The following is a 25,967-nucleotide window of genomic DNA, read 5'->3' as shown; positions in this document are numbered from 1 at the left end:
CCTGCAGTTATCCGCGGTAATTACTTGCCGCTCTTCACTTTGGTCCACGCACGGGTGCGAACGCGGTCGATTTTCGGGTCCTGCACTTTCAGCGTGAACAGTTTCGCCATCACGTCCGCAGGCGGATAAATGCCAGGGTTGTCGCGCACGTCGGCGCTGACCAGCGGGGTGGCTTCTTTATTGGCGCTGGCGTAGAACACGTAGTCGCTGATATGGGCGATCACGTCCGGACGCATCAGGTAGTTGAGGAACTGATAGGCTTCATCTTTGTTTTTGGCGTCGGTCGGCATAGCGAAGACGTCGAAGAAGGCCAGCGCCCCTTCCTTAGGAATGATGTAGGAAACGTTAACGCCGTTTTTGGCTTCTTTGGCGCGATTCGCCGCCTGCCAGACGTCACCGGCCCAGCCGATGGCTACGCAAATGTCGCCGTTCGCCAGATCGTTGATGTACTGGGACGAGTGGAAATAACGAATATTCGGACGCAGCTTCAGCAGCAGATCGGTCGCCGGGCCGGTGTAATCATTGGCTTTTTCGCTGTTCGGATCTTTGCCCAGGTAGTTCAGCACGGTGGCGAACACCTCTTCAGGCGCGTCGAGGAAGGAAACGCCGCAGCTTTTCAGCTTCTCGAGGTTTTCCGGTTTCAGCACCAGATCCCAGCTATTCAGCGGCACGTCACCGCCCAGCGCGGCTTTCACTTTATCGACGTTATAGCCAATGCCGGTGGTCGCCCAGAGATACGGCATGGCGTATTTGTTTTCCGGGTCGTGTTTGGCGGTCAGTTTCAGCAGTTCAGGGTCGAGGTTTTTCCAGTTCGGCAGTTTGCTTTTATCCAGCGGCTGGAACACGCCGGCAGCCAGTTGGCGCTCAAGGAAGCTTGCAGATGGCACCACCAGGTCGAAACCGGTGCTGCCCGCCATTAATTTACCTTCCAGCACTTCGTTGGAATCGAACACGTCATAAACCACTTTAATACCGGTTTCTTTGGTGAAGTTTTCGATGGTGTCCGGGGCAATATAGTCTGACCAGTTATACACGTGCAGTGTTTTTTGTTCGGCAGCCATGACGCTTGCAGAGGCTGCCATCAGCGCACCGGCAACCACACCCGACAACCATTTTTTTCTTTGGGTGAACATATCTGTTTCCTTCTGAATAAAGGGTAAAAACTCGTTGTTTTCCGAGCTAAATTTACGCAATTACACATCTGCAATGAAACATATGCAATTTCCATGCATATTTGGTCATGCTGCACAGAAAAAGGAGTGACCATCCTTCGGCAGACAATGCAGGCTTTTTTCGCTTCGCAAGAATAACTGTAGGATATGTCCAGGACTATAGCCCGGTAGAAAAAATGCGTTTTATCAATTTTTTAGACTGAATCGCTCTATCACCTCGGCTTAAAAGGGGACAAAGGTAGTGAAATGTTCTTTAAGAGACGGTTAACGGCAGAATAATAAAATGTGATACGCAGTCGCCCTGGCAGCGACTGCGGCATGATTGAGCAGCGTTAGTGAAGAAAATGGGTATGCATTTCGACGCTATTTTTCTCTTCGTCTTCGTTGGTAAAGAGTAAATGATGCGATCCGGCCTCCAGAATCACCATGGAGATCTGCTCTTCGCTCTGACGGAAAAACGCCGCGAACTGCTCGAATGTCACGCCCACGCTGGCGAAAAGCGACTGGCAAACCACCATTTTCGGCATGTTATCGTCCTGAATATCCAGAAAGGCTTTCACCGTCAGGGAGCTGGCGTTAATCGCCGACAGATCGCAGGCCAGCGGCAGCAGTGCCGACGGTTTCACTTCCGCCAGCGCCGAGAACAAAATGGTGTTATCCAGCAAATCGATTTTGGCATCGAAAATGCCGTCAAAATTTTGCATGTGGGGCAAATGCAACGCCTGGCAGGTATCGCACTCGAAGAAACTCACCTCTAACTGTTCAAGCCAGTGGCGCAGTGTGTCCAGACTGGGGACGACGAGTGAATCCATAAAAACTGATACCTCTTTTTCGCGGTTCGCGATGTGCTGTGAATGATAATCGGCCGATAGCTTACGCAAAAAGCACCCCTGTTTCTATGCTTATGGGCGCATCCTTTTACTCAGACGCAAACCTGCGTCACGCTTCAACCGCCAATTTTTAGACAAAAACCAGGCCGGGCGTTTTTCTCAATCCATTGAATCATCAGGGTGGCGATATCAATGCCGGTAGTGTTTTCAATGCCTTCCAGACCTGGCGACGCGTTAACTTCCATCACCAGCGGGCCGCGATCGGACCGCAGGATATCTACACCCGCCACGTCCAGCCCCATGGTGCTGGCCGCGCGTAAGGCGATGTCCCGCTCCCGGGCAGAAATATCCGCCACCCGCGCCACGCCGCCACGGTGCAGATTCGAGCGAAAATCGCCCTCTTTCGCCTGGCGCTCAATCGCCGCGACCACCCGATCGCCCACCACCAGGCAGCGCACGTCGCGGCCTTTGGCTTCCTTGATATATTCCTGCACCAGAATATGGGCGTTGAGCCCGCGAAACGCGTCAATCACGCTTTCCGCCGCCTGGCGCGTTTCTGCCAGCACCACGCCGATACCCTGGGTGCCTTCCACCAGCTTCACCACCAGCGGCGCGCCGCCGACCATATCGATAAGATCGCTGGTGTCATCCGGCGAATGGGCGATGCCGGTGACCGGCAGGTCGATGCCCTGGCGCGCCATCAGTTGAAGCGAGCGCAGCTTGTCGCGTGCGCGGGTAATGGCGACAGATTCATTGAGCGGATAGCTGCCCATCATTTCAAACTGGCGCAGTACGGCGGTGCCGTAAAAGGTGATAGCGGAACCGATACGTGGAATAACTGCATCAAAATGGGGCAGTTGCCGCCCTTTGTAGTGCATCGAGGGCGACAGCGGATTGATATTCATATAACAGGAGAGCGGGTCGAGGATTTCCACAATATGACCACGCCGCATCGCAGCTTCCCGCAGCCGCTTACAGGACCACAGGGTTCCATCCCGGGATAAAACGGCGATTTTCATCCTTCACCTCGCTCTCACTGGTATCAACCGGCACATCATACACGGCCCGTTAGTCGCTGCGTAGCGAGCCAGGACAATTAACGCGTCGCAAATCCCTGCTTGTGCAAAAAGTCGAGAATAAACGGGCGATTCTCTTTGATGATGGTGCGGCGGATATGGTCGCTCCAGGTATCGCGGCGGTTATTGCTTCCACGGGTGAGATAATAGTGCGCCAGATCGTCGTCATAAGCGGCCAGCGCATCGCGATCCAGCGGCTGGTAGCGGTTTTCATGCACCACGATAGACGTCGGCAAACGCGGTTTAACATCCGGGTTATCGGCAGGCCAGCCAAGACACAGGCCGAACAGCGGCAACACCTGTTGGGGAAGGCCCAGCAGCTCGGTTACCGCTTCAATATTGTTACGGATGCCGCCTATATATACCCCGCCCAGCCCCAGCGATTCCGCCGCGACCATCGCGTTTTGCCCCATCATGGCGGTATCCACCACGCCTAACAGCAACTGTTCGGCAAGGCCAAGCTGCGCGTCAGGGCTTATCTGCAAGTGACGATTAAAATCGGCGCAGAACACCCAAAACTCCGGCGCTTTCGCCACGTGCTGCTGACCGCCGGTTAACGGCACCAGTTTTTCGCGCAGCGCCGGGTCGGTGACGCGGATAATCGAACTGCATTGTAAAAAGCTGGAACTGGACGCCGCACGGGCCCCGGCAAAGATCGCCTCGCGCTGCGCGTCGGTAATCGGCTGGTCGGTAAAGTGGCGGATCGAGCGGTGTGAACACAGCAGCTCAATGGTTGGCGTCATGATGTGAATCCTTATCTTGCGAGGTTTTTGATTTTGCAGATGATTTAAACAGCAGCGGCGCCATGTTCTGGCCCATGTTCCACACCAGCGCCACGGCGGCGGGGAGCATCAGCAGAACGCCGAGGAACACCATCACGATGCCCCAGGTATTGCTGTTAAACGGCGCAGGCAAATCGACATAGTCTTTCAGGGATAGCCAGGCCAGGCCCAGCAAGACCATGCCGACGGCTTCCAGTACAAGCACCGGTTTGGGTAACGCACCCAGTGAGCGCATCGTTTTTCTCCTGCGGTTAAAGTGAGGAGTATAACCTGAAAACCACCCGGCCCTTTTTAGCCATAAAGGCGCGATAAAAATAGCCGATGAAAGATGACAGGTATCAAAGTAAGAGGCGTAACCTGCTTTTCATTACTTAGGGTTATGGCATGATAGCCGCATTCGCCGACAGGCACTCGTTATCAAGGAGCTATCATGTTTGCCGTTATTTTTGGTCGTCCGGGCTGCCCTTACTGCGTTCGCGCTAAAGAACTGGCTGAGAAACTGACCGCCGAGCGCGACGACTTTAACTTCCGCTACGTAGACATTCACGCAGAAGGCATCACCAAAGCTGACCTGGAAAAAACCGTCGGCAAACCGGTAGAAACCGTACCGCAGATTTTCGTTGATTCGACCCACATCGGCGGCTGCACTGATTTTGAAGCCTGGGCGAAAGCGAACCTTTCTCTTTATACCGCCTGATTCAACGCACACAAAAAAACCGGCTCACTGAGCCGGTTTTTTTATTCTGACAGTTTTAATAGCTTTCGCGCGAACAGATGGCAGAGCGCACCCAGCCCACACCAGAACACCGCACCGAACAGCCAGGCCACTTCCTGAAGCAGCGAACGTTCAGGGATCGGCGTAATAAAGACCAACAGCAGACATAACGGAGCCGCCAGCATCGCGCCCAGCAGCGGTTTAAACAGGCGATCGTCGCGAGAGAAGAAACTGGCAATCATTCCCGGCAAAATAAAGCACAGCATACCGAGATCGAGATGCTTCTGAACGGGATAGTATCCCGATACCGAAAGCTTATGCAGAATAAATACGACCAGAAAAAGTATGAAGCTGCATACCGTACCCGGCCAAAAAGGCGCTTTCATCACCGATATCCCCTGACATTGCCCATATCAAACTTAAAACAATCACCCGGAAATACGGGTTACCCAGTTAGAATAAGCACTGCGGCAATCCCTGCCTAAAACGATTCACGACACTATTTCTCGCTAGCCGACCTTCGGTAATCCGATTAAACTACCGCCCATCGTTAGTTTTTGCCCGAGATATTAATGTGATGAATGAACAATCAGCATATCTTCGATTATGGGCCAAAACATTAGCGTAAAACATCACCCATTTCAATAGGTTACTGGTAAACGAGAAGTTAGCCGCCGTGAATATAAACGTCGCAGATTTGTTAAGCGGGAATTACATCCTGTTATTATTTGTTGTACTGGCTTTAGGACTCTGTCTTGGCAAATTACGGCTCGGTTCGGTCCAACTGGGTAATTCTATTGGCGTTTTAGTCGTCTCGCTATTATTAGGCCAGCACAATTTTTCTATTAACACAGACGCCCTAAATTTGGGCTTTATGCTGTTTATTTTTTGTGTCGGCGTAGAAGCCGGGCCGAACTTTTTCTCTATTTTTTTTCGCGATGGTAAGAATTATTTAATGTTAGCCACGGTGATGGTCGGCAGCGCATTGCTGATCGCCCTCGGCCTCGGCAAACTTTTCGGCTGGGATATCGGCCTCACGGCGGGGATGCTCGCCGGTTCGATGACGTCAACCCCGGTTCTGGTCGGCGCGGGAGATACGCTGCGCCACTCCGGTATGGAAGGCAATTCGCTCAGCACCGCGCTCGATCATCTCAGCCTCGGTTACGCCCTTACCTATTTGATTGGCTTAGTGAGCCTGATATTCGGCGCGCGCTACTTACCGAAACTACAGCACCAGGATTTGCAGACCAGCGCCCAGCAAATCGCCCGTGAGCGTGGGCTGGATACCGATTCCAACCGCAAAGTCTATCTACCGGTGATTCGCGCTTACCGGGTCGGCCCAGAGCTGGTGGCCTGGGCCGACGGTAAAAACTTACGCGAGCTGGGTATCTACCGCCAGACCGGCTGCTATATCGAACGCATCCGCCGCAACGGCATTCTGGCAAACCCGGATGGCGACGCGGTGTTGCAGCAAGGGGACGAAATCGCGCTGGTAGGTTACCCGGACGCCCATGCTCGTCTCGACCCGAGCTTTCGCAACGGTAAAGAGGTGTTTGACCGCGATCTGCTGGACATGCGCATCGTGACCGAAGAGATCGTGGTGAAAAACCATAACGTGGTGGGTCGTCGCCTGGGGCAAATGAAACTCACCGATCACGGCTGCTTCCTGAACCGCGTGATCCGCAGCCAGATTGAAATGCCCATCGACGACAATATCGTGCTCAACAAAGGCGATGTATTGCAGGTGAGCGGCGACGCGCGCCGCGTCAAAACTATCGCCGACCGCATCGGGTTTATCTCGATTCACAGCCAGGTTACCGACCTGCTGGCCTTCTGCGCCTTCTTTATTATCGGCCTGATGATTGGGATGATCACCTTCCAGTTCAGCTCCTTTAGCTTTGGCATCGGCAACGCGGCGGGTCTGCTGTTCGCAGGGATTATGCTGGGCTTTTTGCGTGCCAACCATCCGACCTTCGGCTATATCCCGCAGGGCGCGCTGATGATGGTGAAAGAGTTTGGCCTGATGGTATTTATGGCGGGCGTGGGGTTAAGCGCAGGCAGCGGCATCGGCCACAGCCTGGGCGCGGTAGGCGGGCAAATGCTTATTGCCGGGCTTATCGTCAGCCTGCTGCCGGTGGTGATCAGCTTTATGTTTGGCGTCTGGGTGCTGAAAATGAACCGCGCCCTGCTGTTTGGTGCCCTGATGGGCGCGCGTACCTGCGCGCCCGCCATGGAAATTATCAGCGATACCGCCCGCAGCAATATTCCGGCGCTGGGTTACGCAGGCACCTACGCTATCGCTAACGTCTTGTTAACATTGGCGGGAACGCTGATTGTTATCATCTGGCCGGGGTTGGGTTGGTAGGACGTTAAAAATTTTTGTGATTTTTTTAACTTAGGGGCGAACTTTTGAAGGCAGCCGCAGTCTGAATTAGTGCCACTGCTTTTCTTTGATGTCCCCAATTTGTGGAGCCCATCAACCCCGCCGTTTTGGTTCAAGGTTGATGGGTTTTTTGTTGCCTGAAATTCAGCGGTTACGCCCCTCCTCCCCCGCAATCCGTCCTAATAACTCTCGTAATTGATCGCGTTCCAGCGGCGCGCTATCGGTAACATAATGCAGCGTCATCCCCTCGACAAACGCATCCAGCGCCCGTGCGGTTACCGGGTCGAACCAGTGTTCCAGCAGCGCCTGGCTGCGGCGCATCCAGGCCTGCATCACCAGTTTTAAACCGGGCCGACAGGCAGCATAGGCATAGAGTTGATACATCAATACCATGTTGCGCGGCGTCGTCATGTACGCACCGCAGATCAGATCGGTCAGGGCATCGCAGGCCATCGCAGGGCTGGTCGCCTGGCCAATATGATGGGTATAACTGTCTGACATGCGATCGGCAAAGCGGCAAAACGCCTCTTCGAGTAAGTCTTCAATGCCGGTGAAATAGTAGGTCATTGACCCCAGCGGCACCCCGGCCAGCGCCGCGATTTTGCGATGGGTCACGCCGTTAATGCCATATTCCGCCACGGCATCTAATGTGGCGTCTAAAATAATGTCTCGCCGCCCGGCTGGCGTGGATTCTGATTTACTCATCCCGACCTCGGATTGGTCAATGTAATATGTACAAATGTACACTTCCTTGCTAGTGTTGTCTTACCTTTTCCTGAATCCAGGTTAGTAAATGCCGTTAACCGCACGTCAGGCCCTGCGTCGCCGCACCTGGGCGCTGTTTATCTTTTTCTTTTTACCCGGTTTATTGATGGCCTCCTGGGCCACCCGCACCCCGGCTATCCGCGACGGCCTCGCCGTGTCCACCGCAGAAATGGGCGTGGTGCTGTTTGGCCTGTCGATCGGTTCCATGAGTGGCGTACTCAGTTCCGCCTGGCTGGTTAAGCGATTTGGCACCCGTATCGTGATCCGCAACAGTATGATCCTGGCGATTGCCGGCATCCTGTTGATGTGCGGCGGGCTTGCCATTTCCACCGCTTTTGTGTTTGCCAGCGGCCTGGCGCTTTTTGGCGCGGGTCTCGGCTCATCCGAAGTGGCGTTGAATATCGAAGGCGCGGTGGTTGAACGTGAAAGCAACAAGACCATTCTGCCGATGATGCACGGTTTCTACAGCCTCGGCACGCTGGCGGGCGCGGGCGTGGGTATGGCACTGACCGCGATCAATATCCGCGCCGATGGGCATATTCTGCTGGCCGGGCTGGTGACTATCGCGCCGATGATTTACGCCATGCGCGCTATTCCCGATGGCGTGGGGAAAGAGTCTAAGCAGGAAAAACAGGCCAACGCCCAGCAGCGCGTGCCGTTTTATAAAGATTTCCAGTTGCTACTGATTGGCCTGATCGTGCTGGCAATGGCGTTCGCCGAAGGCTCGGCCAACGACTGGCTGCCGCTGTTGATGGTGGACGGCCACGGATTTAGCGCCACTTCTGGCTCGATTATCTATGCCGGATTTACGCTGGGCATGACGGTAGGCCGCTTCACCGGCGGCTGGTTTATCGACCGCTATAGCCGCGTGGCGGTGGTGCGCGCCAGCGCCGTGATGGGCGCGCTGGGGATTGCGATTATCGTGTTTGTCGATAACCCCTGGCTGGCGGGCGCATCGGTGTTACTGTGGGGGCTTGGCGCATCGCTCGGCTTCCCGCTGACCATTTCCGCCGCCAGCGATACCGGCCCCGATGCCGCAACGCGCGTTAGCGTGGTCGCCACCACCGGCTACCTGGCTTTCCTGGTCGGCCCGCCGCTGTTAGGGTTCCTGGGCGAGCATTACGGTCTGCGCAGCGCCATGATTGTGGTGCTGTCGCTGGTGATTATCGCCGCGCTGGTCGCCCGTGCGGTGGCAAAACCTGAATCTCATAGTGAAAGTTCAACGGAGCAATGCAGATGAGCGTGAAACTGATCGCTGTCGACATGGATGGCACCTTTCTTGATGATCTGAAGCAGTACAACCGTCCGCGCTTTTTAGCGCAGTACGCCCGCATGAAGGAGCAAGGCATCCGCTTTGCGGTGGCGAGCGGCAACCAGTATTTCCAGCTGTACTCGTTCTTCCCGGAAATCGCCCATGAGATCGCCTTTGTGGCCGATAACGGCGCGTGGGTGGTCTGTGAGGGCGACGATATGTTCAACGGTGAGTTTACCGTTCAGGAGTACAACACTGTGGTGGACCACCTGTTGACCCTGCCGGATATCGAAGTGATTGCCTGCGGCAAGCAGTGGGGTTACATACTGAAAAGCTACGACCCGGCATTTAAGCTGTTGGCGGCACGCTATTACCACCGCCTGAAAGAAGTCGACAGCTTTACCGGCATCGACGATGTGTTCTTTAAATTCGCCCTTAACCTGCCGGACGATATTCTCGCTGAAACCATGATTGCGCTGGGCGAATCGCTGGAGGGCATTGTGGTGCCGGTGACCAGCGGGCACGGCTCTATCGATCTGATTATCCCCGGCTTGCATAAAGCCAACGGCCTGCGCATCGTTCAGCAACGCTGGGGAATTGAAGACCACGAAGTGGTGACGTTCGGCGACGGCGGCAACGATATCGAAATGCTCACCCAGGCGGGATACGGGTTTGCGATGCAGAACGCGCCGGAGAACATCCGCGCGATTGCCCGCTATCAGGCCGGACACAACAACCATCAGGCGGTGCTTGATGTGATTGATAAAGTCCTGAATCGCGAAGCGCCCTTCAATTAACACATCGCCCTCAACAGAGGGCGATTTTTTTACTGCGGCTGTAACCCGCTGCCTACGGTTTTGTCTTTCAGGAACACCACCATCAGCCCCAGCCACAGCAGCCCGTTGGCGAGGTTGAACAGGCTGAACAGCCCGTTGCCGCCCAATAGCCAGGCGTGTTTGCTGAGCTCAATCCCGACGGTGAAGATCAGCATTTGCAGCATCCCCATGGCGGCGGAAACCGTACCTTTACTCATATCGCTGGCAAACAGCGTCAGGCGCACCAGTCCGGCATTAGCCAGGCCAATGCCGAAGGCGTAAATGCTCAGCCCGGCGGTCATCCATAAATACGCATGGGACGAAACCACCGTCGCCAGCGCAGCCACCGCCAGCCCTATCACGACAGGCCAACCGCCCATAATAATTAACGCCCGTACGGTACGGCGCGAGGTCAGGCGCGCCAGCACCAGGTTACCGATAATCAGTGCGCCGAAAATGGGCACCTGCAACAGGCCATATTCGTAGGTGCTGAGCTTTTCACCACTGATAATCAATACCGGCGACTGGGCTATCCAGGCCAACAGCGGCAGGCTGACAAAGCCAATTGACAACGCGCCCGCCATGAAGCGTACATTCTTCATCACTTCACGGTAATCGCGCCCCAGCTCTTTCATCGACAGCTTTTCGCCGAGGCGGGTGGCGGTTTCCGGCATGGCGCGCCACAGCCCGAAGAAGGCGATCGCTGCCAGCACGGCAAACAGCACAAACATCATTTCCCAGGGCGCGACGTGGATCCAGGCCGCGCCGACCAGCGGGCCGAGCAGCGGCGCAATCAGCGCCACGTTCGCCATTAACGCGGTGATCTTGATACACACCGCCTCCTCAAACGACTCCTGGATCGCGGCATAACCCACCGCGCCGATAAAGCACAGACTTATCCCCTGTAGAAAACGCAAAAGCGTAAACTGCTCGATATTCTGCGCCAGCAGCGTCGCCAGGCAGGTGACGATAAACCACACCACGCCCCACAGCATCACCGGGCGGCGGCCCACGCGGTCAGAAAGCGGCCCGAGCAGCCACTGTAAAAACATCCCACCCGCCAGATAAGCGGTCATCGACGTCGGCACCCACTCCACGCCCGCCTGATACTGCGCCACCACCGTCAGCATACCGGGTTGGATCATATCGTTGCCGATATACGTCGAGAATTCATAAAGCACCAGACAGAGCGGGAACAGCAGCGCTTGCCGTCCCAGCCGTTTGGCTGAAGAAGTTGTTGTTTGCATGCGTAAAAGTCATCCATTGAAAATCGCGCAGAGTGTAATGAAACGGGGGCGATTCAGATAGTGAATTGTGTGCGACAAATCCTGAAAACGCACGTTTTCGCGTGGCGTTAAGGTTTCATTCAGCATCGCAGGTTTTTAATCAGGCGTGTGGGGTTATCTGTTGTTACACAACATACCGATAACTAAGACAATACCCCTTTACCGGCCAGCGCTGCGCTTTTATGTTTATCCCCTTTCGCGCCGCGCCCTAGCGCCGATCGCGGGACCGTTAAGGACTGGATTATGATGGAAACCCTGAACCTGTCGTTGTTTGACCTGATCAACGCCACGCCGGCTTCCCCCGCCTGGCTTATCCAGGCTGCGATTTTTATCGCCAAAGATTTAATTCATATTGTGCCGGTGCTGATTGTGGCGCTCTGGCTGTGGGGGCCTCGCCATCAGGTTGATTATCAGCGCCATCTGGTGATCCGCACCGCCATCGCCCTGGCTATCAGCATGTCGGTCTCCTGGGTGTTGGGGCAAACGTTCCCCCATGAACGGCCTTTCGTTGAAGGGATCGGCTATAACTTCCTGCACCACGCGCCGGATTATTCGTGGCCCAGCGATCACGGCACGGTGATTTTTACCTTCGCGCTGGCGTTTTTGTTCTGGCATCGCCTGTGGTCGGGGGCGGCGCTGTTTGTTATCGCCTGCGCCGTGGCCTGGTCGCGGGTTTACCTCGGCGTGCACTGGCCGCTGGACATGCTGGGCGGTCTGCTGGTCGGCCTGCTGGCCTGCCTCAGCACCCAGATAATCTGGAACCTGTGCGGCAGTGCGCTGTACCGGTTTTTGTGCCGTATTTATCGATTCTGCTTCGCGCTGCCCATCCGCAAGGGTTGGGTGCGTGACTAACGCGGCATCGACGCGTAAAATTGCCCGCTGGCGGTGAAGGCCGTGGCCCACAGACAGGGTAAAGACAATAACAGAGGTGATATGGAAACACGGCGTGGCGATCGAATCGGGCAGCTGTTGCAGGCATTAAAGCGCAGCGACAAACTCCATCTCAAAGAAGCGGCGGCGTTGCTGGGCGTTTCGGAAATGACCATTCGCCGCGACCTGAGCGGCAACAATGCGCCGGTAGTGCTGCTGGGCGGCTATATCGTGCTGGAGCCGCGCAGCTCCGCTGTAAGTCATTATCTGTTGAGCGACCAGAAAACCCGCCTGGTGGAAGAGAAGCGCAAAGCCGCTCGTCACGCAGCGGAGTTGGTCCGCCCGCATCACACGCTGTTTTTCGACTGCGGCACCACCACGCCGTGGATTATTGACGCGCTGGACGACGACATGCCCTTCACCGGCGTGTGTTATTCCCTGAACACCTTCCTGGCATTGCAGGAAAAACCGCTGTGCCGGGTGATCCTGTGCGGTGGCGAATTCCACGCCAGCAACGCCATTTTCAAGCCGCTTAATTTCCACGAAACCCTGCGTAATTTGTGCCCGGATATCGCGTTTTTCTCAGCGGCGGGTATTCACATTCGCCACGGGGCAACCTGTTTTAATCTTGATGAACTGCCGGTAAAACACTGGGCGCTGGAGATGGCCCAGCGTCATGTGCTGGTGGCAGATGCCAGTAAGTTCGGGAAAGTGCGTTCGGCCTGTATGGGCCCACTCACGGCGTTCGATACGCTGATCACCGATAGCCGCCCGGAAGAAGAGTTTGTGCGTTACGCCCAGGAAAAAAACATTACGCTGATGTGGTAACAGGAATGGCTTCCCGCCCGCGGGCGGGAAGCATTTTACTGATTAGAACCAGTCGCCAAACCACTGGTGGAATTTCATCAGCACAAAATCCCACATCCGGCTAAAGAAGCCACCCTCTTCCACCGCTTCCATCACCATCAGCGGACGCTGTTCAATCGATTTGCCGTTCAACTGGAAATCAATATTGCCCACCACCTGGCCTTTTTTCAGCGGTGCGGTGAGCTGCGGTTCGGTCAGGGTGTAGGTGGCTTTCAGGTTTTTCAGCTGGCCTTTCGGGATAGTCACTGAACCGGCTTCGCCCGCACCCAGTTTCACCTCAGATTTATCGCCAAACCAGACGCGCTGGTTCACAAAAGTGGCGTCCGGCTTAATCGGCGTCACGGTTTCGAAGAAGCGGAAGCCCCAGGTCAGCAGTTTTTCAGATTCGCGAAAACGCACGCCGTCGGTTTTCGCGCCCAGCACCACAGAAATCAAACGCATGTCGCCCTGGGTTGCAGACGCGACCAGGTTATAACCCGCCCCGGCGGTGGTGCCGGTTTTCATGCCGTCGACGTTCATGGTGGTGTTCCACAGCAGCCGGTTACGGTTTGGCTGGCGGATTTTATTGAAGGTAAACTCTTTCTCTTTATGGATGGCGTACTCTTCCGGCACATCGTGAATCAGCGCCTTGCCCAGCAGCGCCATATCCCGCGCGGTACTGAACTGGCCCGGCGCATCCAGGCCGTGAACCGTTTTGAAGGTGGTGTTGGTCAGCCCCAGTTTGGTCGCATAGCTGTTCATCAGGCTGACGAACGAGTCCTGGCTGCCCGCCACATAATCCGCAATGGCGATGCTGGCATCGTTGCCTGACTGGATAATCACCCCTTTGTTCAAATCCGCCACTGAGACCTGGTCGCCCGGTTTCAGGAACATCAGCGAAGAACCGCGCAGTGCCGGGTTACCCGTCGCCCATGCGTCTTTGCCTACGGTAACCATATCGTTAAGATGAATTTTCTGCGCTTTCAGCGCCTGGCCCACCACGTAGCTGGTCATCAGTTTGGTCAGGCTGGCCGGATCGAGTTTTTCATCGGCATTGCCTTCGGCAAGCACTTTGCCGCTGGCGTAATCCATCAGGATCCACGCCCTGGCTTCCACCGGTGGCGCATCGGGTGTTTGAACCTGTTCTGCGGCATAGGCCGCCGTGGAGGAAATCAGTAACAGCGCAGAGCCCGCAGCCCATACACGCATCATTGTCAGTCGCGTTTTCTGGTTCATAGGTACCACCCGAGTATCCTTTCAACAAAACAAATTAAATCAAATGCATCGCAATGAGCGGTGAGTGTCACCCACTCATCCTCGTAAAGAAACACTGTGTTGGTAAAGTTTTTAAAGTTTATGCGAATTAACGCGACGATGCCGCCGCGCGGGTCATTTTTTTAGCGTGTGTTGATGAATTGTTCGCGTTCTTTCACGCCAGAGGCGAACATGGCAGAGTATGATGTTGACACTTTATTGCGCATCTAAGGAGCGAACCATGATTACCGTTTGGGGCAGAGAGAATTCCACCAATGTGAAAAAGGTACTGTGGTGTCTGGAAGAGCTGGAACTCCCTTATCACGCCATCCCCGCAGGCGGAAAGTTTGGCCTCAATAACGAGCCGGCGTATCTGGCGATGAACCCCAACGGGCTGATTCCCTGCCTGCGTGATGACGAAACCGGCATTACGCTGTGGGAATCGAATACCATTGTGCGTTACTTAGCCGCGCAATATGGGCAAAACCGTATCTGGTTTGATTCGCCCGCCGTCCGCGCCCAGGGCGAAAAATGGATGGACTGGGCGGCGTCGACCTTGCCGCCCGCCCACCGTATTGTGCTGTTTGGCCTGGTGAGAACCCCGCCGGAGCAGCGCAATATGGCGCAAATCGAAGAGGGCATTGCCCAATGCGATAAACTGCTGGGGATGCTGGACGCCGAACTGGCCCATCTGCCGTGGTTGTCCGGCGATCAGTTCGGACCGGGCGACATCGCTGTTGCGCCCTATGTTTACAATCTGTGGAATATCGATATCGAGCTTACGCCGCGTCTTAATCTGCAGCGCTGGTATCAGCAGCTTAGCGAGCGCGCGGCGTTCCGTCATACCGTGATGATCCCGGTAAGCTGATTAGCTTTTCGGCGATAGCTTCAAAAGCTGACCGTCGGATTCGTCGGTCAGCACATACAAATAACCATCCGGCCCGACGCGCACATCGCGGATACGCTGTTTGCGCGTATCCAACAAGCGCCCGTCCTCTTTAACGCTGTTGCCGTTAACCGTCATTTCAATCAGATTCTTGTCTTTCAGCGCGCCGATAAACAATTTGTTTTTCCACTGCGGGAATTTATCGACGTTATAAAACGCCATACCGCTGAGCGCCGGGGAGTGCTCCCACCAGAAAATTGGCTGCTCGGTGCCCGCCACTTTCCCACCTTTGGCTTCCGGGATCTTTAACCCGCTGTAGTTGATGCCCCAGGTAGCAATGGGCCAGCCGTAGTTTTTGCCGCGTTCAGGAATATTGATCTCATCCCCGCCGCGCGGGCCATGTTCGTTAAGCCACAGGGCGTTGCTCCACGGGTTCATCGCCAGCCCCTGCGGGTTGCGGATGCCGTACGCCCAGATTTCCGGTTTCGCGCCCGGTTGATTGACGAACGGATTATCGTCCGGCACTTTGCCCTGATCGGTCAGGCGGATCAGCTTGCCCTGATGTTTATCTAACTCCTGGGCGGTTGGGCGCTGGTTATTTTCACCTAAGGCAATATACAAATAGCCTTTGCCGTCAAACACCATTCGCCCGCCGAAGTGATTGCCGGTCGAGAGCTTTGGATTCTGGCGGAATACCACGGTGAAATTTTCCAGCCGTTTAACGTCATCGCTCAGGCGGCCATAGCCCACGGCGGTGCCCGCTTTGCCGTCGCTGCCCGCTTCCGAATAGCTCAGCCAGACCCGGCGGCTTTGGGTGAAATCGGGTGCCAGTACCACATCAAGCAGCCCACCCTGCCCTTCGGCCCAGACATCGGGCACGCCGACGATGGGATCGGAGAGCCCTTCCCCTGGCTGCCAGCGCTTAAGCTGACCGTCGCGCAGCGTGATCAGCATGCCCTGATTATCCGGTAAAAACGCCAGCGACCACGGATGATCGAGCTTACTTTGCAGGACCTCAACATTTACGTCCTGCGCCTGGGTGGAAACACTGACGAATAACAGGGCGGCAAGAATGGACACGCGCGCTTTCATGGCTCTCTCCTCAGTTTTCGATAAGGTTAGCCAGCGTGCCGGCGGAGGGCGGGATTTTTACAAAACCTTTAACAAATCGGGGGAGCTACGCTCCCCCGGGGTCAGGCCTCTGCGGGAGCCTGATGGTGGGTGAGTTGATGAATGCTCAGGTTCAATGTGTCGATGGTGCGCTCCAGCTTATCGGCATCTACCGTAATATAGAGCGGGCAATCGTGGCTGCCGGTCATTAAACACACCGCCGCGCTGGATATGGCATCCAGCCCGCGGTGTAATGCCGCCAGTTCATCTTCGCGAAGCGCCAGTTTCAAACGCGGGTATTTTTCCCGCCAGATAGCGCATAAATCGAACAAACTATCGCGCAGATGATTGCTCTCAGCCACCGACATATATCCCTTCGCTTTTCTCAACTTCAGGTACGCAGAAAGTGCATTTCTGGCCACGATCAACTTCTGGTAAAGATCGTGTTTGAGTCTGGCAACGGACATAACGGTATCCTCCCTGTGCGACATCTATCATGCACAGACAGAGTATGGCTAATTTTTGACCGTTCACATGTTTTAAATCAAGTTTCTATCACACATTAACATTATTTACATTGACACAACCTTAGCGAAGCGGCAGGAAGCGAAGCCACTCACCGTTTGGGGTCAATACCAGGAATGAATGAATTGTAGCGTTCTCTAACCGACGTAACTCTTTCGACCGCTGACCCCATCGGCGGTGTTATTCTCTGCTATGTTAAAAAACATGCCCGGCAGTCCACCCATGTCGATGCTGAGGGATCTATGTCCATTAATTCAGTTTCAGAACAAACCTGCGCATTAACGAAAATTGACCTCAACCTACTGGCGATTTTCTGTTTGATTTACAGCATGGGGAGTATTAGCAAGGTTGCAGATATGCTGGACATTTCCGCCTCGGCCGTCAGCCAGTCGCTGAAAAAATTGCGAGAGTTAATGGGCGACAATTTATTTGTTCGTAGCGGGAATATGCTGCTGCCCACCGTCTATGCCGATGAGCTCTACGATAATATCTTGCCTGTTTTGGATAACCTGTCGAATTTACTTCCGCTATCGACATTCGTTAAAAAGAAAAGATTAACGCTGTATACCGAATCATTTATTTCACCGCTGGTCATTCCTGAATTAACGCAGAAAATCATCACGACGCATTCCGACATCAGCCTGTTGCACCGCACTGCCGATCTCAATGAACATAAGATCACAGAGCTGTTAAATATGCGCCAGGCTGACGTCGTTTTTTCCACGTTTGCGGTAGAGAACAGTCATATCACCTGCCAGAAGCTGGCTGATATGAAACTGGTAGTGATTGTCTCACAACAGAATCAACACTATGGTGATACGGTTACTGAGGCGTTGTTTAAAGATGCCAATCTGATTGGTTATAATACTAAAAACGAAAAAATCATTTACCACCGTAGCATCGTTGATAAAAAATTTAGATCGAGTGAACGATGCCTGTTGACGACATCATTTTCCTCTCTGCTATTGATCGTTTCTAAAACCAATTGTTTGGGGATTATCCCGGAAAAGGTATTCGCCACCTATGCCGAAATGTATCAATTAAGAAAACTGGAAACGCCCTTCCCTTTACCGCAATTCAGTCTTTTTTGTTCCTCCCGTAAAGAAACCAATAAAATGGTGCAGTGGTTACTAACCAGCCTGTAAGGTTAATTAAGCCTGCGCTACAGCAGAAGCGGCATGGGTAGCCTGTTTCCGATGGCTGTCTATTTCATCCCTGAAAATAATTTTAAGCGCAGCGATTAATTCAGGTCGCGTTAGCCCCGTCGCGGTTGCGATTTGAATTAAATCAACCCCGTGGTTATGAAGCGTTTTTGCCATTTCTAATTTCGCCAGTAAATCTAAACTTTTCATTAAGTACCTCGTAAGCGTGGGTGACTGAATACAAAGTAACCTGCTTACGCTCATAAACCCATTAGTGAAACGCAAAGGCGAAATAAGTATTACTTAATGGCTAACTCTTTGAACAAATACGCGTTTTACTGCCCGGTTAACGCTTTGATATCGCGCTTCATTTGAAAGCACAGCGGCGCTCAACGGCTTTCACCGCTTTAACGCACAGATCTGTATAAATTCATCAAGGAAATCCGTACAATCCTTGCCCTGACTATTCGATAACTGACTATTTTTTGACCTTATGAGCAATGTATCACACCAGCCGAAAATCGGCTTCGTCTCCCTGGGCTGCCCGAAAAATCTGGTGGACTCTGAACGTATCCTGACTGAACTGCGTACCGAAGGGTATGACGTGGTGCCGAGCTATGACAACGCCGATATGGTGATCGTCAATACCTGCGGCTTTATCGACAGCGCGGTGCAGGAGTCGCTGGAAGCCATTGGCGAAGCGTTAAACGAGAACGGCAAAGTTATTGTGACCGGCTGCCTTGGCGCGAAAGAAGACCAGATCCGCGAAGTGCACCCGAAGGTGCTGGAAATCACCGGGCCGCACAGCTACGAGCAGGTGCTGGAACATGTGCATCACTATGTGCCGAAACCGAAGCACAACCCATTTTTAAGCCTGGTGCCTGAACAGGGCGTCAAGCTGACCCCGCGCCACTATGCGTATCTGAAAATTTCTGAAGGCTGTAACCATCGCTGCACCTTCTGCATTATCCCGTCGATGCGCGGCGATCTGGTTAGCCGCCCGATTGGCGAGGTGCTGTCGGAAGCCAAACGTCTGGCGGACGCGGGCGTGAAAGAGATTCTGGTGATCTCCCAGGATACCTCCGCTTACGGCGTCGACGTGAAACACCGTATGGGCTTCCACAACGGCGAGCCGGTGAAAACCAGTATGGTCGGCCTGTGTGAACAGCTGGCGAAACTGGGTATCTGGACGCGCCTGCATTACGTTTACCCGTATCCGCACGTCGACGATGTGATCCCGCTGATGGCCGAAGGCAAAGTGCTGCCTTACCTGGATATCCCGTTACAGCACGCCAGCCCGCGTATTTTAAAACTGATGAAGCGCCCAGGTTCGGTGGATCGCCAGCTACAGCGCATTAAACAGTGGCGTGAGATTTGCCCGGAACTAACCCTGCGCTCGACCTTTATCGTCGGCTTCCCTGGCGAAACCGAAGAAGATTTCCAGATGCTGCTCGATTTCCTGAAAGAAGCCCGTCTGGACCGCGTTGGCTGCTTCAAGTACAGCCCGGTTGAAGGCGCTGGCGCTAATGAACTGCCGGACCAAATCCCGGAAGAGGTGAAAGAAGCGCGCTGGAACCGCTTTATGCAGTTGCAGCAGCAGATTTCTGCCGAGCGTCTACAGGAAAAAGTGGGCCGCGAAATCATGGTTATTATTGATGAAGTGGACGAAGAAGGCGCGATTGGCCGCAGCATGGCGGACGCCCCGGAAATCGACGGTGCGGTCTACCTGAACGGCGAAACTGGCGTCAAGCCGGGCGATATTATCCGCGTGAAAGTGGAAAACGCTGACGAATACGATCTGTGGGGCAGTCGCGTTTAAGCGCGCTACCCTCAAAAAAGGCTGCCGGGGCAGCCTTTTTTTATCCTTTTATTTTCGGGTCCAGCGCATCCCGCAGTCCGTCGCCTAATAAATTAAACGCCAGCACCGTCAGGAATATCGCCAGGCTTGGGAATAGCGCCACGTGCGGTGCAATCACCATGTCGGCGCGGGCCTCATTGAGCATCGCGCCCCATTCCGGCGTGGGCGGCTGCGCGCCTAAACCGAGGAACGACAGGCTGGCAGCGGAGATAATTGAGGTGCCGATACGCATGGTGAAATAGACCACAATCGACGATACCGTGCCCGGCAAAATATGGCGGAACAGGAGGGTAAAATCCGATGCACCAATGCTGCGTGCCGATTCGATAAAAGTCTGGTGTTTGAGAACCAGGGTATTACCGCGCACCAGGCGGGCAAAGGCCGGAATGCTGAAGATCGCCACCGCGATGATCACGTTGGTCATCCCGCTACCCATCACCGCCACCACGGCAATGGCCAGTAAAATCCCCGGAAAAGCGAACAGCACATCGCAGATGCGCATGATGATGCGATCCCACCAGCCTTCGTAATACCCCGCCAGCAGGCCAAATACCGTGCCAATCGCCGCGCCTACCAGCACCGCCAGCACCCCGGCGGCCAGTGAAATGCGCGAACCGACCAGCACCCGGCTGAAAATATCGCGCCCCAGGGAATCGACGCCGAACCAGTGCATTAACGACGGGCCGTCGTTGAGCCGGTCATAGTCGAAGTAGTTTTCTGCATCAAACGGTGCCAGCCACGGGGCCGCTACTGCCAGCACAATCAGCAACAGCACAAAACCGCCAGCGATCATCGCCACCGGCTGGCGCTTGAGCCGCCGCCAGAATTCCGACCACGGGGTTCGCACCTGATGAGGATGCAGGGTTGGCATCGCGTTGAGTACCGCCTGTCGGCGCCAGTTAAAAAGTCGCATCCTTACTTGTACCTGATAGCCGGGTTAATGGCGGCGTAAAGCACGTCCACCACTAAGTTGATAAGAATAAACTCCAGAGAAAACAGCAGCACCTCCGCCTGAATCACCGGGTAGTCACGCATTTCCACCGAATCGACCAGCAAGCGCCCGAGCCCCGGCCAGTTAAACACTTTCTCCACCACAATCGAGCCGCCAAGCAGGAAGCCAAACTGAAGCCCCATCATGGTGACCACCGGGATCATGGCGTTGCGTAGCGCATGTTTCATTACTACCCAACGTTCGCTGACGCCTTTGGCCCTCGCGGTACGGATGTAGTCTTCACCCAGCACATCGACAAACGACGCGCGGGTAAAGCGCGCCATTACCGCCGACACCGCCGCGCCCAGGGTGATGGACGGCAGAATGTAATGCTGCCAGCTATCGGCCCCCACCGTCGGCAGCCAGCCCAGCTCCACGGAAAACACTTGCATCAGCAACATCCCGAGGGCAAACGCCGGGAAGGAGATGCCGGATACCGCCAGGGTCATACTCAGGCGATCCGGCCAGCGGTTGCGCCATACCGCCGCAATCACCCCCGCCGCCAGGCCAAACAATACCGCCCAGACCATACTGGTGATCGTTAGCCACAGCGTGGGCATAAAGCGGCTGGCGATCTCCTCAGAAACCGGACGGCGCGACACCAGTGAGGTGCCGAAATCGCCCTGGACCACGTTGCCCATATAGCTCAAAAACTGCGACCAGAGAGGCTTATCGAGACCCAACTGGCTGCGCACCATATCAATGACCTGTGCGTCGGCCTCCGGCCCGGCAATCAGCCGCGCCGGATCGCCGGGCAACAGGTGAACAAATAAAAACACCAGCACCGCCACAATAAACAGCGTCGGGATTAATCCCAGCAGGCGTTTCACCACATAACTGAACATCGCGATCCTTTAGCGTGCGTCTCCCCCGTTGCGGGGGGGGCGCCATTATTTAATATCCGCGTCTTCGAAACTAAAGCCGGTGTCCGGCATCATGTAAAAACCACTGAGCGTTTTGCTGTGCGCGGAAACCAGTTTTTCCACCACCAGCGGCACCCACGGCGATTCTTTCCAGATAATTTGCTGGGCGTTTTGATACAGGCTCGCTTTCTGGGCATTATCGGTGGTTTTCAGCGCCTCGGTCAGGTCTTTATCGACCTGCGGATTGCTGTAAAACGCGGTGTTGAACAGCGTCGGCGGCCAGTTCTGGGAAGCAAACAGCGGCGACAGCGCCCAGTCGGCCTCACCGGTTGACGCCGACCAGCCGGTGTAGAACATTCTCACGCCGCTCTCTTTCTGGCCTTTGCCTTCTACTTCCGCTGCGCGCTGCCCGGCATCCATAGCGGTGAGTTTCACCTTCACGCCCACCTGCGCCAACTGCTGCTGGGTAAACTGCAACACTTTCTGCGCGGTGCTGTGATTATGGGACGACCACAGAGTGGTTTCAAAACCGTTCGGATACCCCGCCTCTTTCAGCAATGCGCGCGCTTTGGCCGGATCGTAAGGCCAGGCTTTAAACGGTTCGGCGAAGGCGATAGCGGGCGGCACCACGCCAGTTGCCGGTGTCGCAAACCCGGCAAAGGCGACTTTCACCAGCGCATCGCGGTTGATGGCGTAGTTAATGGCTTCACGCACTTTCGGGTTGTCGAACGGTTTCTGGGTGACGTTCATGCTGATGTAGCGCTGCATGATTGACGGCGTGGTCACCAGATCCAGTTTGTCGTTCTTCTGGAGCACAGCGGCCTGCTCGTAAGGGATCGGGAAAGCAAACTGCGCTTCGCCGGTTTGCAGCATCGCCGCGCGGGTGTTGTTGTCGACCACCGGACGCCAGGTGAGGGTATCAAGCTTCGGCAGCCCCTGTTCCCAGTAGCCATCATTCTTTTTCACTTTGACGAAATCGGTTTGGTTCCAGGTGTCCAGCGCATACGGCCCGGTGCCCACCGGATGGAAGCCGATCTCTTTTCCGTATTTCTCCAGCGCCGCCGGAGAAATCATCGCCGTCGCCGGATGGGCGAGGATATTAATAAACGCCGAGAACGGCTGCTTCAGGGTAATCTTCACGGTAGCAGGATCGACCGCCTCGGTGCTGGCGATGTTTTTATACAGGTTGTAGCGCTTGAGTTTGTTATCCGGGTTGCTGGCGCGATCGAGATTCACTTTTACCGCGTCGGCGTTGAAGTCAGTGCCGTCCTGGAATTTCACGCCCTGGCGCAGTTTGACGGTGTATACCAGCCCGTCATCGGAAACGGTGTAGCTTTCCGCCAGGACGTTTTTCACTTTCATCTCTTTATCCAGGCCAAACAGCCCCTGATAAAACGATTTGGCGACCTGCTGGGACAGGGTGTCGTTGGCGTCATACGGGTCGAGCGTCGTGAAGTTAGACGCCACCGCCACGGTGACATCCTTCGCGGCGAAGGCACAGCCGGCGAACAGCGCCGCGCTGATGCTGGCTGCGACCAGTAACTTACGGGTGATAGGTTGTGTCATGTTATTTCCTCATTATCCCTGCATTTTTATCGTTAGATTTACGTGTTACCGACGGTATGGCGCGCCACAAAGTGGTCAGGCCCGACCGATACCAGCGGCGCAACAAAGGGGTTATCGCCACGCCTGCGGGTGGCGCTGGGTATTTCATCGGATAACAGCACCGGCTGGCGTCGACGGTGCGCCGGGTCAGCCACCGGAACGGCGGCCATCAGTTTTCGGGTATACGGATGCTGCGGGTTCTCAAATACCGCCTGGCGCGGGCCGATCTCGACAATCTGCCCGAGGTACATCACCGCCACACGGTGGCTGATGCGCTCTACCACCGCCATATCGTGCGAAATAAATAAAAAGGCGATACCGAATTCACGCTGTAAGTCGAGCAGCAGGTTGATGATCTGCGCACGGATCGACACATCCAGCGCGGAAACCGACTCGTCGGCAATCACCACTTTGGGGTTGAGCGCCAGCGCCCTGGCGATACAAATCCGCTGGCGCTGGCCGCCGGAAAACTCATGCGGATAACGCCAGGCGTGTTCCGGCTTGAGCCCCACGCGCTCCAGCAGCCAGGCGACGCGCTGCCCGGCGGCTTCGCCCTTCATCAGCCCATGCACCAGCAGCGGCTCCATAATCGAATACCCCACCGTCAGGCGCGGGTCGAGAGAGGCGTAAGGATCCTGGAAGATAAACTGAATATCCCGGCGGACCGGCTGCATTTCCGACGGGCTTAACCGGTCAATGCGCTTGCCTTCGAAGGTGATGCTGCCGGATTCGCTCTCTACCAGCCTTAACAGCGAGCGCCCGATGGTGGATTTCCCGCAGCCGGATTCGCCTACCAGCGCTAACGTTTCGCCGGGCCACAGATCAAAACTAACCTGCTCGACGGCATGCACTTCCCGGGTAACGCGATTGAGAATGCCGCTGCGCACCGGAAAGCGGGTTACCAGATCACGCACCTGCAAAATTGGGCCTTCATCGGTAATCACCGTATCGCGTTCCGGGCGCTTCTCATCGCCGGCCGCGTCGTTGAGCAGCGGGAATTTACGCGGCAGCGGATGGCCTTTCATTGACCCCAGACGCGGCACTGCCGCCAGCAGCGCTTTGGTGTAGGGATGTTGAGGATGGCTAAAGATATCGTTAACCGGGGCGGTTTCTACCGCCTTGCCCTGATACATCACCAGCACCCGATCCGCCAGATCTGCCACTACGCCCATGTCGTGAGTGATAAAAATCACCCCCATGGACATCTCCTGCTGCAATACGCGGATTAGCTGGAGGATTTGCGCCTGAATCGTGACGTCCAGCGCGGTGGTCGGTTCGTCGGCAATCAGCACTGCCGGTTTACAGGAGAGCGCCATTGCAATCATCACCCGCTGGCGCATCCCGCCGGAAAGCTGGTGCGGATAGCGGGAGAGGATCGACTGGGCTTCAGGGATGCGCACCAGATCGAGCATCCGTTTCGCCTCCGCCAGCGCGCTGTTATGGCTTAGCCCCTGGTGCAGACGAATAGACTCGGCGATTTGCTCGCCCACCGGAAACACCGGGTTCAGGGAGGTCATCGGCTCCTGGAAAATCATCGCCATATCCGCCCCGCGCACTTCGCGCATCCGCCCCGCACTGGCGGTAGAGAGATCCAGTATCTGGCCGTTGCGCCGCCGCAGCCGCATCGGACCGCTGGTCACTTCGCCGCCCGCCTGCTCAATTAACCGCATCAGCGCCAGCGCGGTGACCGATTTCCCGGAACCGGACTCGCCGACAATCGCCAGAGTCTCACCCCGCCGCAGCGAGAAATTCAGCCCACTGACTGCCTGGGTAACGCCCTGCTCCTGACGGAAGGCAATATTGAGATCCTCAACCGAGAGAACGTCGTCGTCCGCCAAAGTTTCATTCTGTGACACCAGGGCCTCCTGCTTCGGGATAAATACCCACCGTAGGCGCATCGCCGACATAGCCGTAGCCACGGTACATGCCTTCGCTGTTAAACGGCATTGCCACGTTGCCTTCCCGGTCGATGGCAATAAGCCCGCCGCTGCCGCCGAGGGCCGGGATCTTCTCCATCACTACCCGTTCCGCCGCTTCAGGCAGGCTGAGTGCGGCGTACTCCATCAGCGCAGCGATATCATAGGCCGCCAGGGCGCGAATAAAGACTTCGCCAGTACCGGTACAGGAGACCGCCACGCTGGCGTTATTGGCATAGCACCCTGCGCCCGGCAGCGGTGAATCCCCTACCCGGCCCGGTAATTTATTGGTCATCCCGCCGGTTGAGGTGGCCGCCGCGAGATTGCCGTAGCGATCCAGCGCCACCGCGCCGACGGTGCCCATTTTTTGCCGCTCATCCAGCGGCGCGCTGTGGTCAAGCTGAACCGCGTTCTGTTCCTGTGCCTGATGCAGTTGCGCCAACCGCTCCGGGGTAGAAAAAATATCCGGCGAGATGCTGTCCATCCCGTGCTGGCGGGCGAAGGCTTCCGCCCCGTCGCCAATCAGCAGCACGTGCGGGCTTTTCTCCAGCACCAGCCGCGCTGCGAGCACCGGGTTACGCAGATGGCTTACTCCCGCCACCGCGCCCGCCTTTAAGGTATGGCCTTCCATCACGCAGGCGTCCAGTTCGTGGGTGGCGTCCCGGGTGAATACTGCGCCGATCCCGGCATTAAATAACGGGCACTCCTCCAGCAGCCGCACGGCTTCGGTAACCGCATCCAGCGCGCTGCCACCCGCCTCCAGAATCGCCTGTCCGGCTTCAATAACCGAGCCTAATGCGGCGATATACTGCCGTTCCCGCTCCGTACTCATGCTGGCCCGGGCAATCGCGCCCGCGCCGCCGTGTATGGCAATAACCGCTTTTCCCATGCTCTCTTTATCCTGCATCAATAAGGCATTGCCACGTTTTCTTTATAAATATCATTATCGTTGCAATTTATTCATATCGAATTTGAATATAGAAAGTGCCACATGTGATGTAAAGCGCCCTGGCCCCCTCCCCCCA

Annotated in this window: 26 protein-coding genes; 9 read left to right on the top strand and 17 right to left on the bottom strand. The window is 55.6% G+C overall.

Features of this window, described 5'->3' with window-relative positions; translation table 11 throughout:
- Positions 1-20 precede the first annotated feature (20 nt).
- From potF to RT120_RS01530, 5 genes are all read right to left on the bottom strand, one after another.
- A complete protein-coding gene (gene potF / locus RT120_RS01550; protein WP_312978587.1) occupies positions 21-1,133 on the bottom strand; it encodes a spermidine/putrescine ABC transporter substrate-binding protein PotF in 1,113 nt (370 codons plus the stop codon).
- 371 nt (positions 1,134-1,504) lie between these two features.
- Positions 1,505-1,984 (bottom strand): YbjN domain-containing protein, encoded by a 480-nt coding sequence (locus RT120_RS01545; protein WP_312978585.1) that lies wholly within the window; start codon positions 1,982-1,984, stop codon positions 1,505-1,507.
- Positions 1,985-2,118: 134 nt separating this feature from the next.
- Positions 2,119-3,021: a 30S ribosomal protein S6--L-glutamate ligase gene (rimK, locus tag RT120_RS01540; RefSeq protein WP_312978583.1), complete on the bottom strand. Its 903-nt coding sequence runs from the start codon at positions 3,019-3,021 to the stop codon at positions 2,119-2,121.
- Positions 3,022-3,098: 77 nt separating this feature from the next.
- Positions 3,099-3,821 carry an oxygen-insensitive NADPH nitroreductase gene (nfsA, locus tag RT120_RS01535; RefSeq protein ID WP_312978582.1) on the bottom strand — a complete coding sequence of 241 codons (723 nt, stop codon included), beginning with the start codon at positions 3,819-3,821 and terminating at the stop codon, positions 3,099-3,101.
- Positions 3,805-4,095, bottom strand: a complete 291-nt coding sequence (locus RT120_RS01530; RefSeq protein WP_312978581.1) for a YbjC family protein — start codon at positions 4,093-4,095, stop codon at positions 3,805-3,807. Before RT120_RS01530 ends, nfsA begins: the two co-directional genes overlap by 17 nt.
- Positions 4,096-4,290: 195 nt before the next feature.
- Between RT120_RS01530 and RT120_RS01525 the strand changes: the two genes are divergently transcribed.
- Positions 4,291-4,557 carry a GrxA family glutaredoxin gene (locus RT120_RS01525; RefSeq protein WP_125291731.1) on the top strand — a complete coding sequence of 89 codons (267 nt, stop codon included), beginning with the start codon at positions 4,291-4,293 and terminating at the stop codon, positions 4,555-4,557.
- A 41-nt stretch (positions 4,558-4,598) separates the two neighbouring features.
- Here RT120_RS01525 and ybjM read toward each other — a convergent pair whose 3' ends face one another.
- Positions 4,599-4,961: an inner membrane protein YbjM gene (ybjM, locus tag RT120_RS01520; RefSeq protein WP_312978580.1), complete on the bottom strand. Its 363-nt coding sequence runs from the start codon at positions 4,959-4,961 to the stop codon at positions 4,599-4,601.
- Positions 4,962-5,251: 290 nt separating this feature from the next.
- Here ybjM and RT120_RS01515 point away from each other — a divergent pair, with 290 nt between their 5' ends.
- Positions 5,252-6,940: an aspartate:alanine antiporter gene (locus RT120_RS01515; RefSeq protein WP_312978578.1), complete on the top strand. Its 1,689-nt coding sequence runs from the start codon at positions 5,252-5,254 to the stop codon at positions 6,938-6,940.
- Between the two features lie 162 nt (positions 6,941-7,102).
- Here the strand turns inward: RT120_RS01515 and RT120_RS01510 are convergent, their stop codons facing one another.
- Positions 7,103-7,663, bottom strand: coding sequence for a TetR family transcriptional regulator (locus RT120_RS01510; protein ID WP_312978576.1), 561 nt, complete (start codon positions 7,661-7,663; stop codon positions 7,103-7,105).
- Between the two features lie 88 nt (positions 7,664-7,751).
- Here RT120_RS01510 and RT120_RS01505 point away from each other — a divergent pair, with 88 nt between their 5' ends.
- On the top strand, positions 7,752-8,963 hold the full coding sequence (locus RT120_RS01505) for an MFS transporter (protein ID WP_312978574.1): 1,212 nt from the start codon (positions 7,752-7,754) through the stop codon (positions 8,961-8,963).
- Positions 8,960-9,772 carry a Cof-type HAD-IIB family hydrolase gene (locus tag RT120_RS01500; protein WP_312978572.1) on the top strand — a complete coding sequence of 271 codons (813 nt, stop codon included), beginning with the start codon at positions 8,960-8,962 and terminating at the stop codon, positions 9,770-9,772. The genes RT120_RS01505 and RT120_RS01500 overlap by 4 nt, the downstream gene beginning before the upstream one ends.
- Before the next feature lie 29 nt (positions 9,773-9,801).
- On the opposite strand, the gene RT120_RS01495 is transcribed toward RT120_RS01500, so the two are convergent.
- Entirely contained in the window at positions 9,802-11,037 is a 1,236-nt protein-coding gene (locus tag RT120_RS01495; RefSeq protein WP_312978570.1) for an MFS transporter, read from the bottom strand.
- Between the two features lie 282 nt (positions 11,038-11,319).
- Here RT120_RS01495 and ybjG point away from each other — a divergent pair, with 282 nt between their 5' ends.
- Both ybjG and deoR read left to right on the top strand, forming a co-directional pair.
- Positions 11,320-11,928: an undecaprenyl-diphosphate phosphatase gene (gene ybjG, locus RT120_RS01490; RefSeq protein ID WP_312978568.1), complete on the top strand. Its 609-nt coding sequence runs from the start codon at positions 11,320-11,322 to the stop codon at positions 11,926-11,928.
- 81 nt (positions 11,929-12,009) lie between these two features.
- A complete protein-coding gene (gene deoR, locus RT120_RS01485) occupies positions 12,010-12,774 on the top strand; it encodes a DNA-binding transcriptional repressor DeoR (RefSeq protein WP_312978566.1) in 765 nt (254 codons plus the stop codon).
- 42 nt (positions 12,775-12,816) lie between these two features.
- On the opposite strand, the gene dacC is transcribed toward deoR, so the two are convergent.
- Entirely contained in the window at positions 12,817-14,004 is a 1,188-nt protein-coding gene (gene dacC, locus RT120_RS01480) for a serine-type D-Ala-D-Ala carboxypeptidase (RefSeq protein ID WP_409515016.1), read from the bottom strand.
- 283 nt (positions 14,005-14,287) lie between these two features.
- On the opposite strand from dacC, the gene RT120_RS01475 reads away from it, so the two are divergent.
- Positions 14,288-14,914: a glutathione S-transferase family protein gene (locus RT120_RS01475; protein ID WP_312978562.1), complete on the top strand. Its 627-nt coding sequence runs from the start codon at positions 14,288-14,290 to the stop codon at positions 14,912-14,914.
- On the opposite strand, the gene RT120_RS01470 is transcribed toward RT120_RS01475, so the two are convergent.
- Both RT120_RS01470 and RT120_RS01465 read right to left on the bottom strand, forming a co-directional pair.
- Positions 14,915-16,024 carry a PQQ-dependent sugar dehydrogenase gene (locus tag RT120_RS01470; protein ID WP_409515012.1) on the bottom strand — a complete coding sequence of 370 codons (1,110 nt, stop codon included), beginning with the start codon at positions 16,022-16,024 and terminating at the stop codon, positions 14,915-14,917.
- A gap of 101 nt (positions 16,025-16,125) precedes the next feature.
- On the bottom strand, positions 16,126-16,509 hold the full coding sequence (locus RT120_RS01465) for a biofilm formation regulator BssR (RefSeq protein ID WP_312978560.1): 384 nt from the start codon (positions 16,507-16,509) through the stop codon (positions 16,126-16,128).
- Between the two features lie 300 nt (positions 16,510-16,809).
- Between RT120_RS01465 and RT120_RS01460 the strand changes: the two genes are divergently transcribed.
- Positions 16,810-17,712, top strand: a complete 903-nt coding sequence (locus RT120_RS01460) for a LysR family transcriptional regulator (protein ID WP_312978558.1) — start codon at positions 16,810-16,812, stop codon at positions 17,710-17,712.
- Positions 17,713-17,718: 6 nt separating this feature from the next.
- On the opposite strand, the gene RT120_RS01455 is transcribed toward RT120_RS01460, so the two are convergent.
- A complete protein-coding gene (locus RT120_RS01455) occupies positions 17,719-17,919 on the bottom strand; it encodes a hypothetical protein (RefSeq protein WP_312978556.1) in 201 nt (66 codons plus the stop codon).
- A 283-nt stretch (positions 17,920-18,202) separates the two neighbouring features.
- Here RT120_RS01455 and rimO point away from each other — a divergent pair, with 283 nt between their 5' ends.
- Positions 18,203-19,528 carry a 30S ribosomal protein S12 methylthiotransferase RimO gene (gene rimO, locus RT120_RS01450; RefSeq protein WP_312978554.1) on the top strand — a complete coding sequence of 442 codons (1,326 nt, stop codon included), beginning with the start codon at positions 18,203-18,205 and terminating at the stop codon, positions 19,526-19,528.
- Positions 19,529-19,568: 40 nt separating this feature from the next.
- Here the strand turns inward: rimO and gsiD are convergent, their stop codons facing one another.
- Genes gsiD through iaaA form a run of 5 tightly spaced genes read right to left on the bottom strand, consistent with a single transcriptional unit; the run spans position 19,569 to position 25,831 of the window.
- Positions 19,569-20,480 carry a glutathione ABC transporter permease GsiD gene (gsiD, locus tag RT120_RS01445; protein WP_312978552.1) on the bottom strand — a complete coding sequence of 304 codons (912 nt, stop codon included), beginning with the start codon at positions 20,478-20,480 and terminating at the stop codon, positions 19,569-19,571.
- 2 nt (positions 20,481-20,482) lie between these two features.
- A complete protein-coding gene (gene gsiC, locus RT120_RS01440; protein WP_312978550.1) occupies positions 20,483-21,403 on the bottom strand; it encodes a glutathione ABC transporter permease GsiC in 921 nt (306 codons plus the stop codon).
- Between the two features lie 45 nt (positions 21,404-21,448).
- Positions 21,449-22,987: a glutathione ABC transporter substrate-binding protein GsiB gene (gene gsiB, locus RT120_RS01435; RefSeq protein ID WP_312978548.1), complete on the bottom strand. Its 1,539-nt coding sequence runs from the start codon at positions 22,985-22,987 to the stop codon at positions 21,449-21,451.
- A 38-nt stretch (positions 22,988-23,025) separates the two neighbouring features.
- The gene (gene gsiA, locus RT120_RS01430) at positions 23,026-24,924 is read right to left on the bottom strand and encodes a glutathione ABC transporter ATP-binding protein GsiA (protein WP_409515015.1); all 1,899 of its coding nucleotides are present in this window, start codon (positions 24,922-24,924) and stop codon (positions 23,026-23,028) included.
- Entirely contained in the window at positions 24,869-25,831 is a 963-nt protein-coding gene (iaaA, locus tag RT120_RS01425; RefSeq protein ID WP_312978544.1) for a beta-aspartyl-peptidase, read from the bottom strand. The genes gsiA and iaaA overlap by 56 nt, the downstream gene beginning before the upstream one ends.
- Positions 25,832-25,967: the final 136 nt, after the last annotated feature.

The organism is Atlantibacter sp., assembly GCF_032062175.1.
Classification (GTDB): domain Bacteria; phylum Pseudomonadota; class Gammaproteobacteria; order Enterobacterales; family Enterobacteriaceae; genus Atlantibacter.
This window is presented reverse-complemented; position numbering and strand designations above follow the sequence as displayed.

Excerpts from the sequence above, each read along its gene's own strand:
- RT120_RS01525 (WP_125291731.1), top strand. The coding sequence starts at position 4,291 with ATGTTTGCCGTTATTTTTGGTCGTCCGGGCTGCCCTTACTGCGTTCGC.
- RT120_RS01470 (WP_409515012.1), bottom strand. The coding sequence starts at position 16,024 with ATGAAAGCGCGCGTGTCCATTCTTGCCGCCCTGTTATTCGTCAGTGTT.
- iaaA (WP_312978544.1), bottom strand. The coding sequence starts at position 25,831 with ATGGGAAAAGCGGTTATTGCCATACACGGCGGCGCGGGCGCGATTGCC.
- RT120_RS01500 (WP_312978572.1), top strand. The coding sequence starts at position 8,960 with ATGAGCGTGAAACTGATCGCTGTCGACATGGATGGCACCTTTCTTGAT.
- potF (WP_312978587.1), bottom strand. The coding sequence starts at position 1,133 with ATGTTCACCCAAAGAAAAAAATGGTTGTCGGGTGTGGTTGCCGGTGCG.
- RT120_RS01510 (WP_312978576.1), bottom strand. The coding sequence starts at position 7,663 with ATGAGTAAATCAGAATCCACGCCAGCCGGGCGGCGAGACATTATTTTA.
- ybjG (WP_312978568.1), top strand. The coding sequence starts at position 11,320 with ATGATGGAAACCCTGAACCTGTCGTTGTTTGACCTGATCAACGCCACG.
- RT120_RS01530 (WP_312978581.1), bottom strand. The coding sequence starts at position 4,095 with ATGCGCTCACTGGGTGCGTTACCCAAACCGGTGCTTGTACTGGAAGCC.
- RT120_RS01545 (WP_312978585.1), bottom strand. The coding sequence starts at position 1,984 with ATGGATTCACTCGTCGTCCCCAGTCTGGACACACTGCGCCACTGGCTT.
- RT120_RS01475 (WP_312978562.1), top strand. The coding sequence starts at position 14,288 with ATGATTACCGTTTGGGGCAGAGAGAATTCCACCAATGTGAAAAAGGTA.
- RT120_RS01460 (WP_312978558.1), top strand. The coding sequence starts at position 16,810 with ATGTCCATTAATTCAGTTTCAGAACAAACCTGCGCATTAACGAAAATT.
- nfsA (WP_312978582.1), bottom strand. The coding sequence starts at position 3,821 with ATGACGCCAACCATTGAGCTGCTGTGTTCACACCGCTCGATCCGCCAC.
- gsiA (WP_409515015.1), bottom strand. The coding sequence starts at position 24,924 with ATGCGCCTACGGTGGGTATTTATCCCGAAGCAGGAGGCCCTGGTGTCA.
- ybjM (WP_312978580.1), bottom strand. The coding sequence starts at position 4,961 with ATGAAAGCGCCTTTTTGGCCGGGTACGGTATGCAGCTTCATACTTTTT.
- RT120_RS01465 (WP_312978560.1), bottom strand. The coding sequence starts at position 16,509 with ATGTCCGTTGCCAGACTCAAACACGATCTTTACCAGAAGTTGATCGTG.
- gsiD (WP_312978552.1), bottom strand. The coding sequence starts at position 20,480 with ATGCGACTTTTTAACTGGCGCCGACAGGCGGTACTCAACGCGATGCCA.
- rimK (WP_312978583.1), bottom strand. The coding sequence starts at position 3,021 with ATGAAAATCGCCGTTTTATCCCGGGATGGAACCCTGTGGTCCTGTAAG.
- rimO (WP_312978554.1), top strand. The coding sequence starts at position 18,203 with ATGAGCAATGTATCACACCAGCCGAAAATCGGCTTCGTCTCCCTGGGC.
- RT120_RS01455 (WP_312978556.1), bottom strand. The coding sequence starts at position 17,919 with ATGAAAAGTTTAGATTTACTGGCGAAATTAGAAATGGCAAAAACGCTT.
- deoR (WP_312978566.1), top strand. The coding sequence starts at position 12,010 with ATGGAAACACGGCGTGGCGATCGAATCGGGCAGCTGTTGCAGGCATTA.
- RT120_RS01505 (WP_312978574.1), top strand. The coding sequence starts at position 7,752 with ATGCCGTTAACCGCACGTCAGGCCCTGCGTCGCCGCACCTGGGCGCTG.
- dacC (WP_409515016.1), bottom strand. The coding sequence starts at position 14,004 with ATGATGCGTGTATGGGCTGCGGGCTCTGCGCTGTTACTGATTTCCTCC.
- gsiC (WP_312978550.1), bottom strand. The coding sequence starts at position 21,403 with ATGTTCAGTTATGTGGTGAAACGCCTGCTGGGATTAATCCCGACGCTG.
- RT120_RS01495 (WP_312978570.1), bottom strand. The coding sequence starts at position 11,037 with ATGCAAACAACAACTTCTTCAGCCAAACGGCTGGGACGGCAAGCGCTG.
- gsiB (WP_312978548.1), bottom strand. The coding sequence starts at position 22,987 with ATGACACAACCTATCACCCGTAAGTTACTGGTCGCAGCCAGCATCAGC.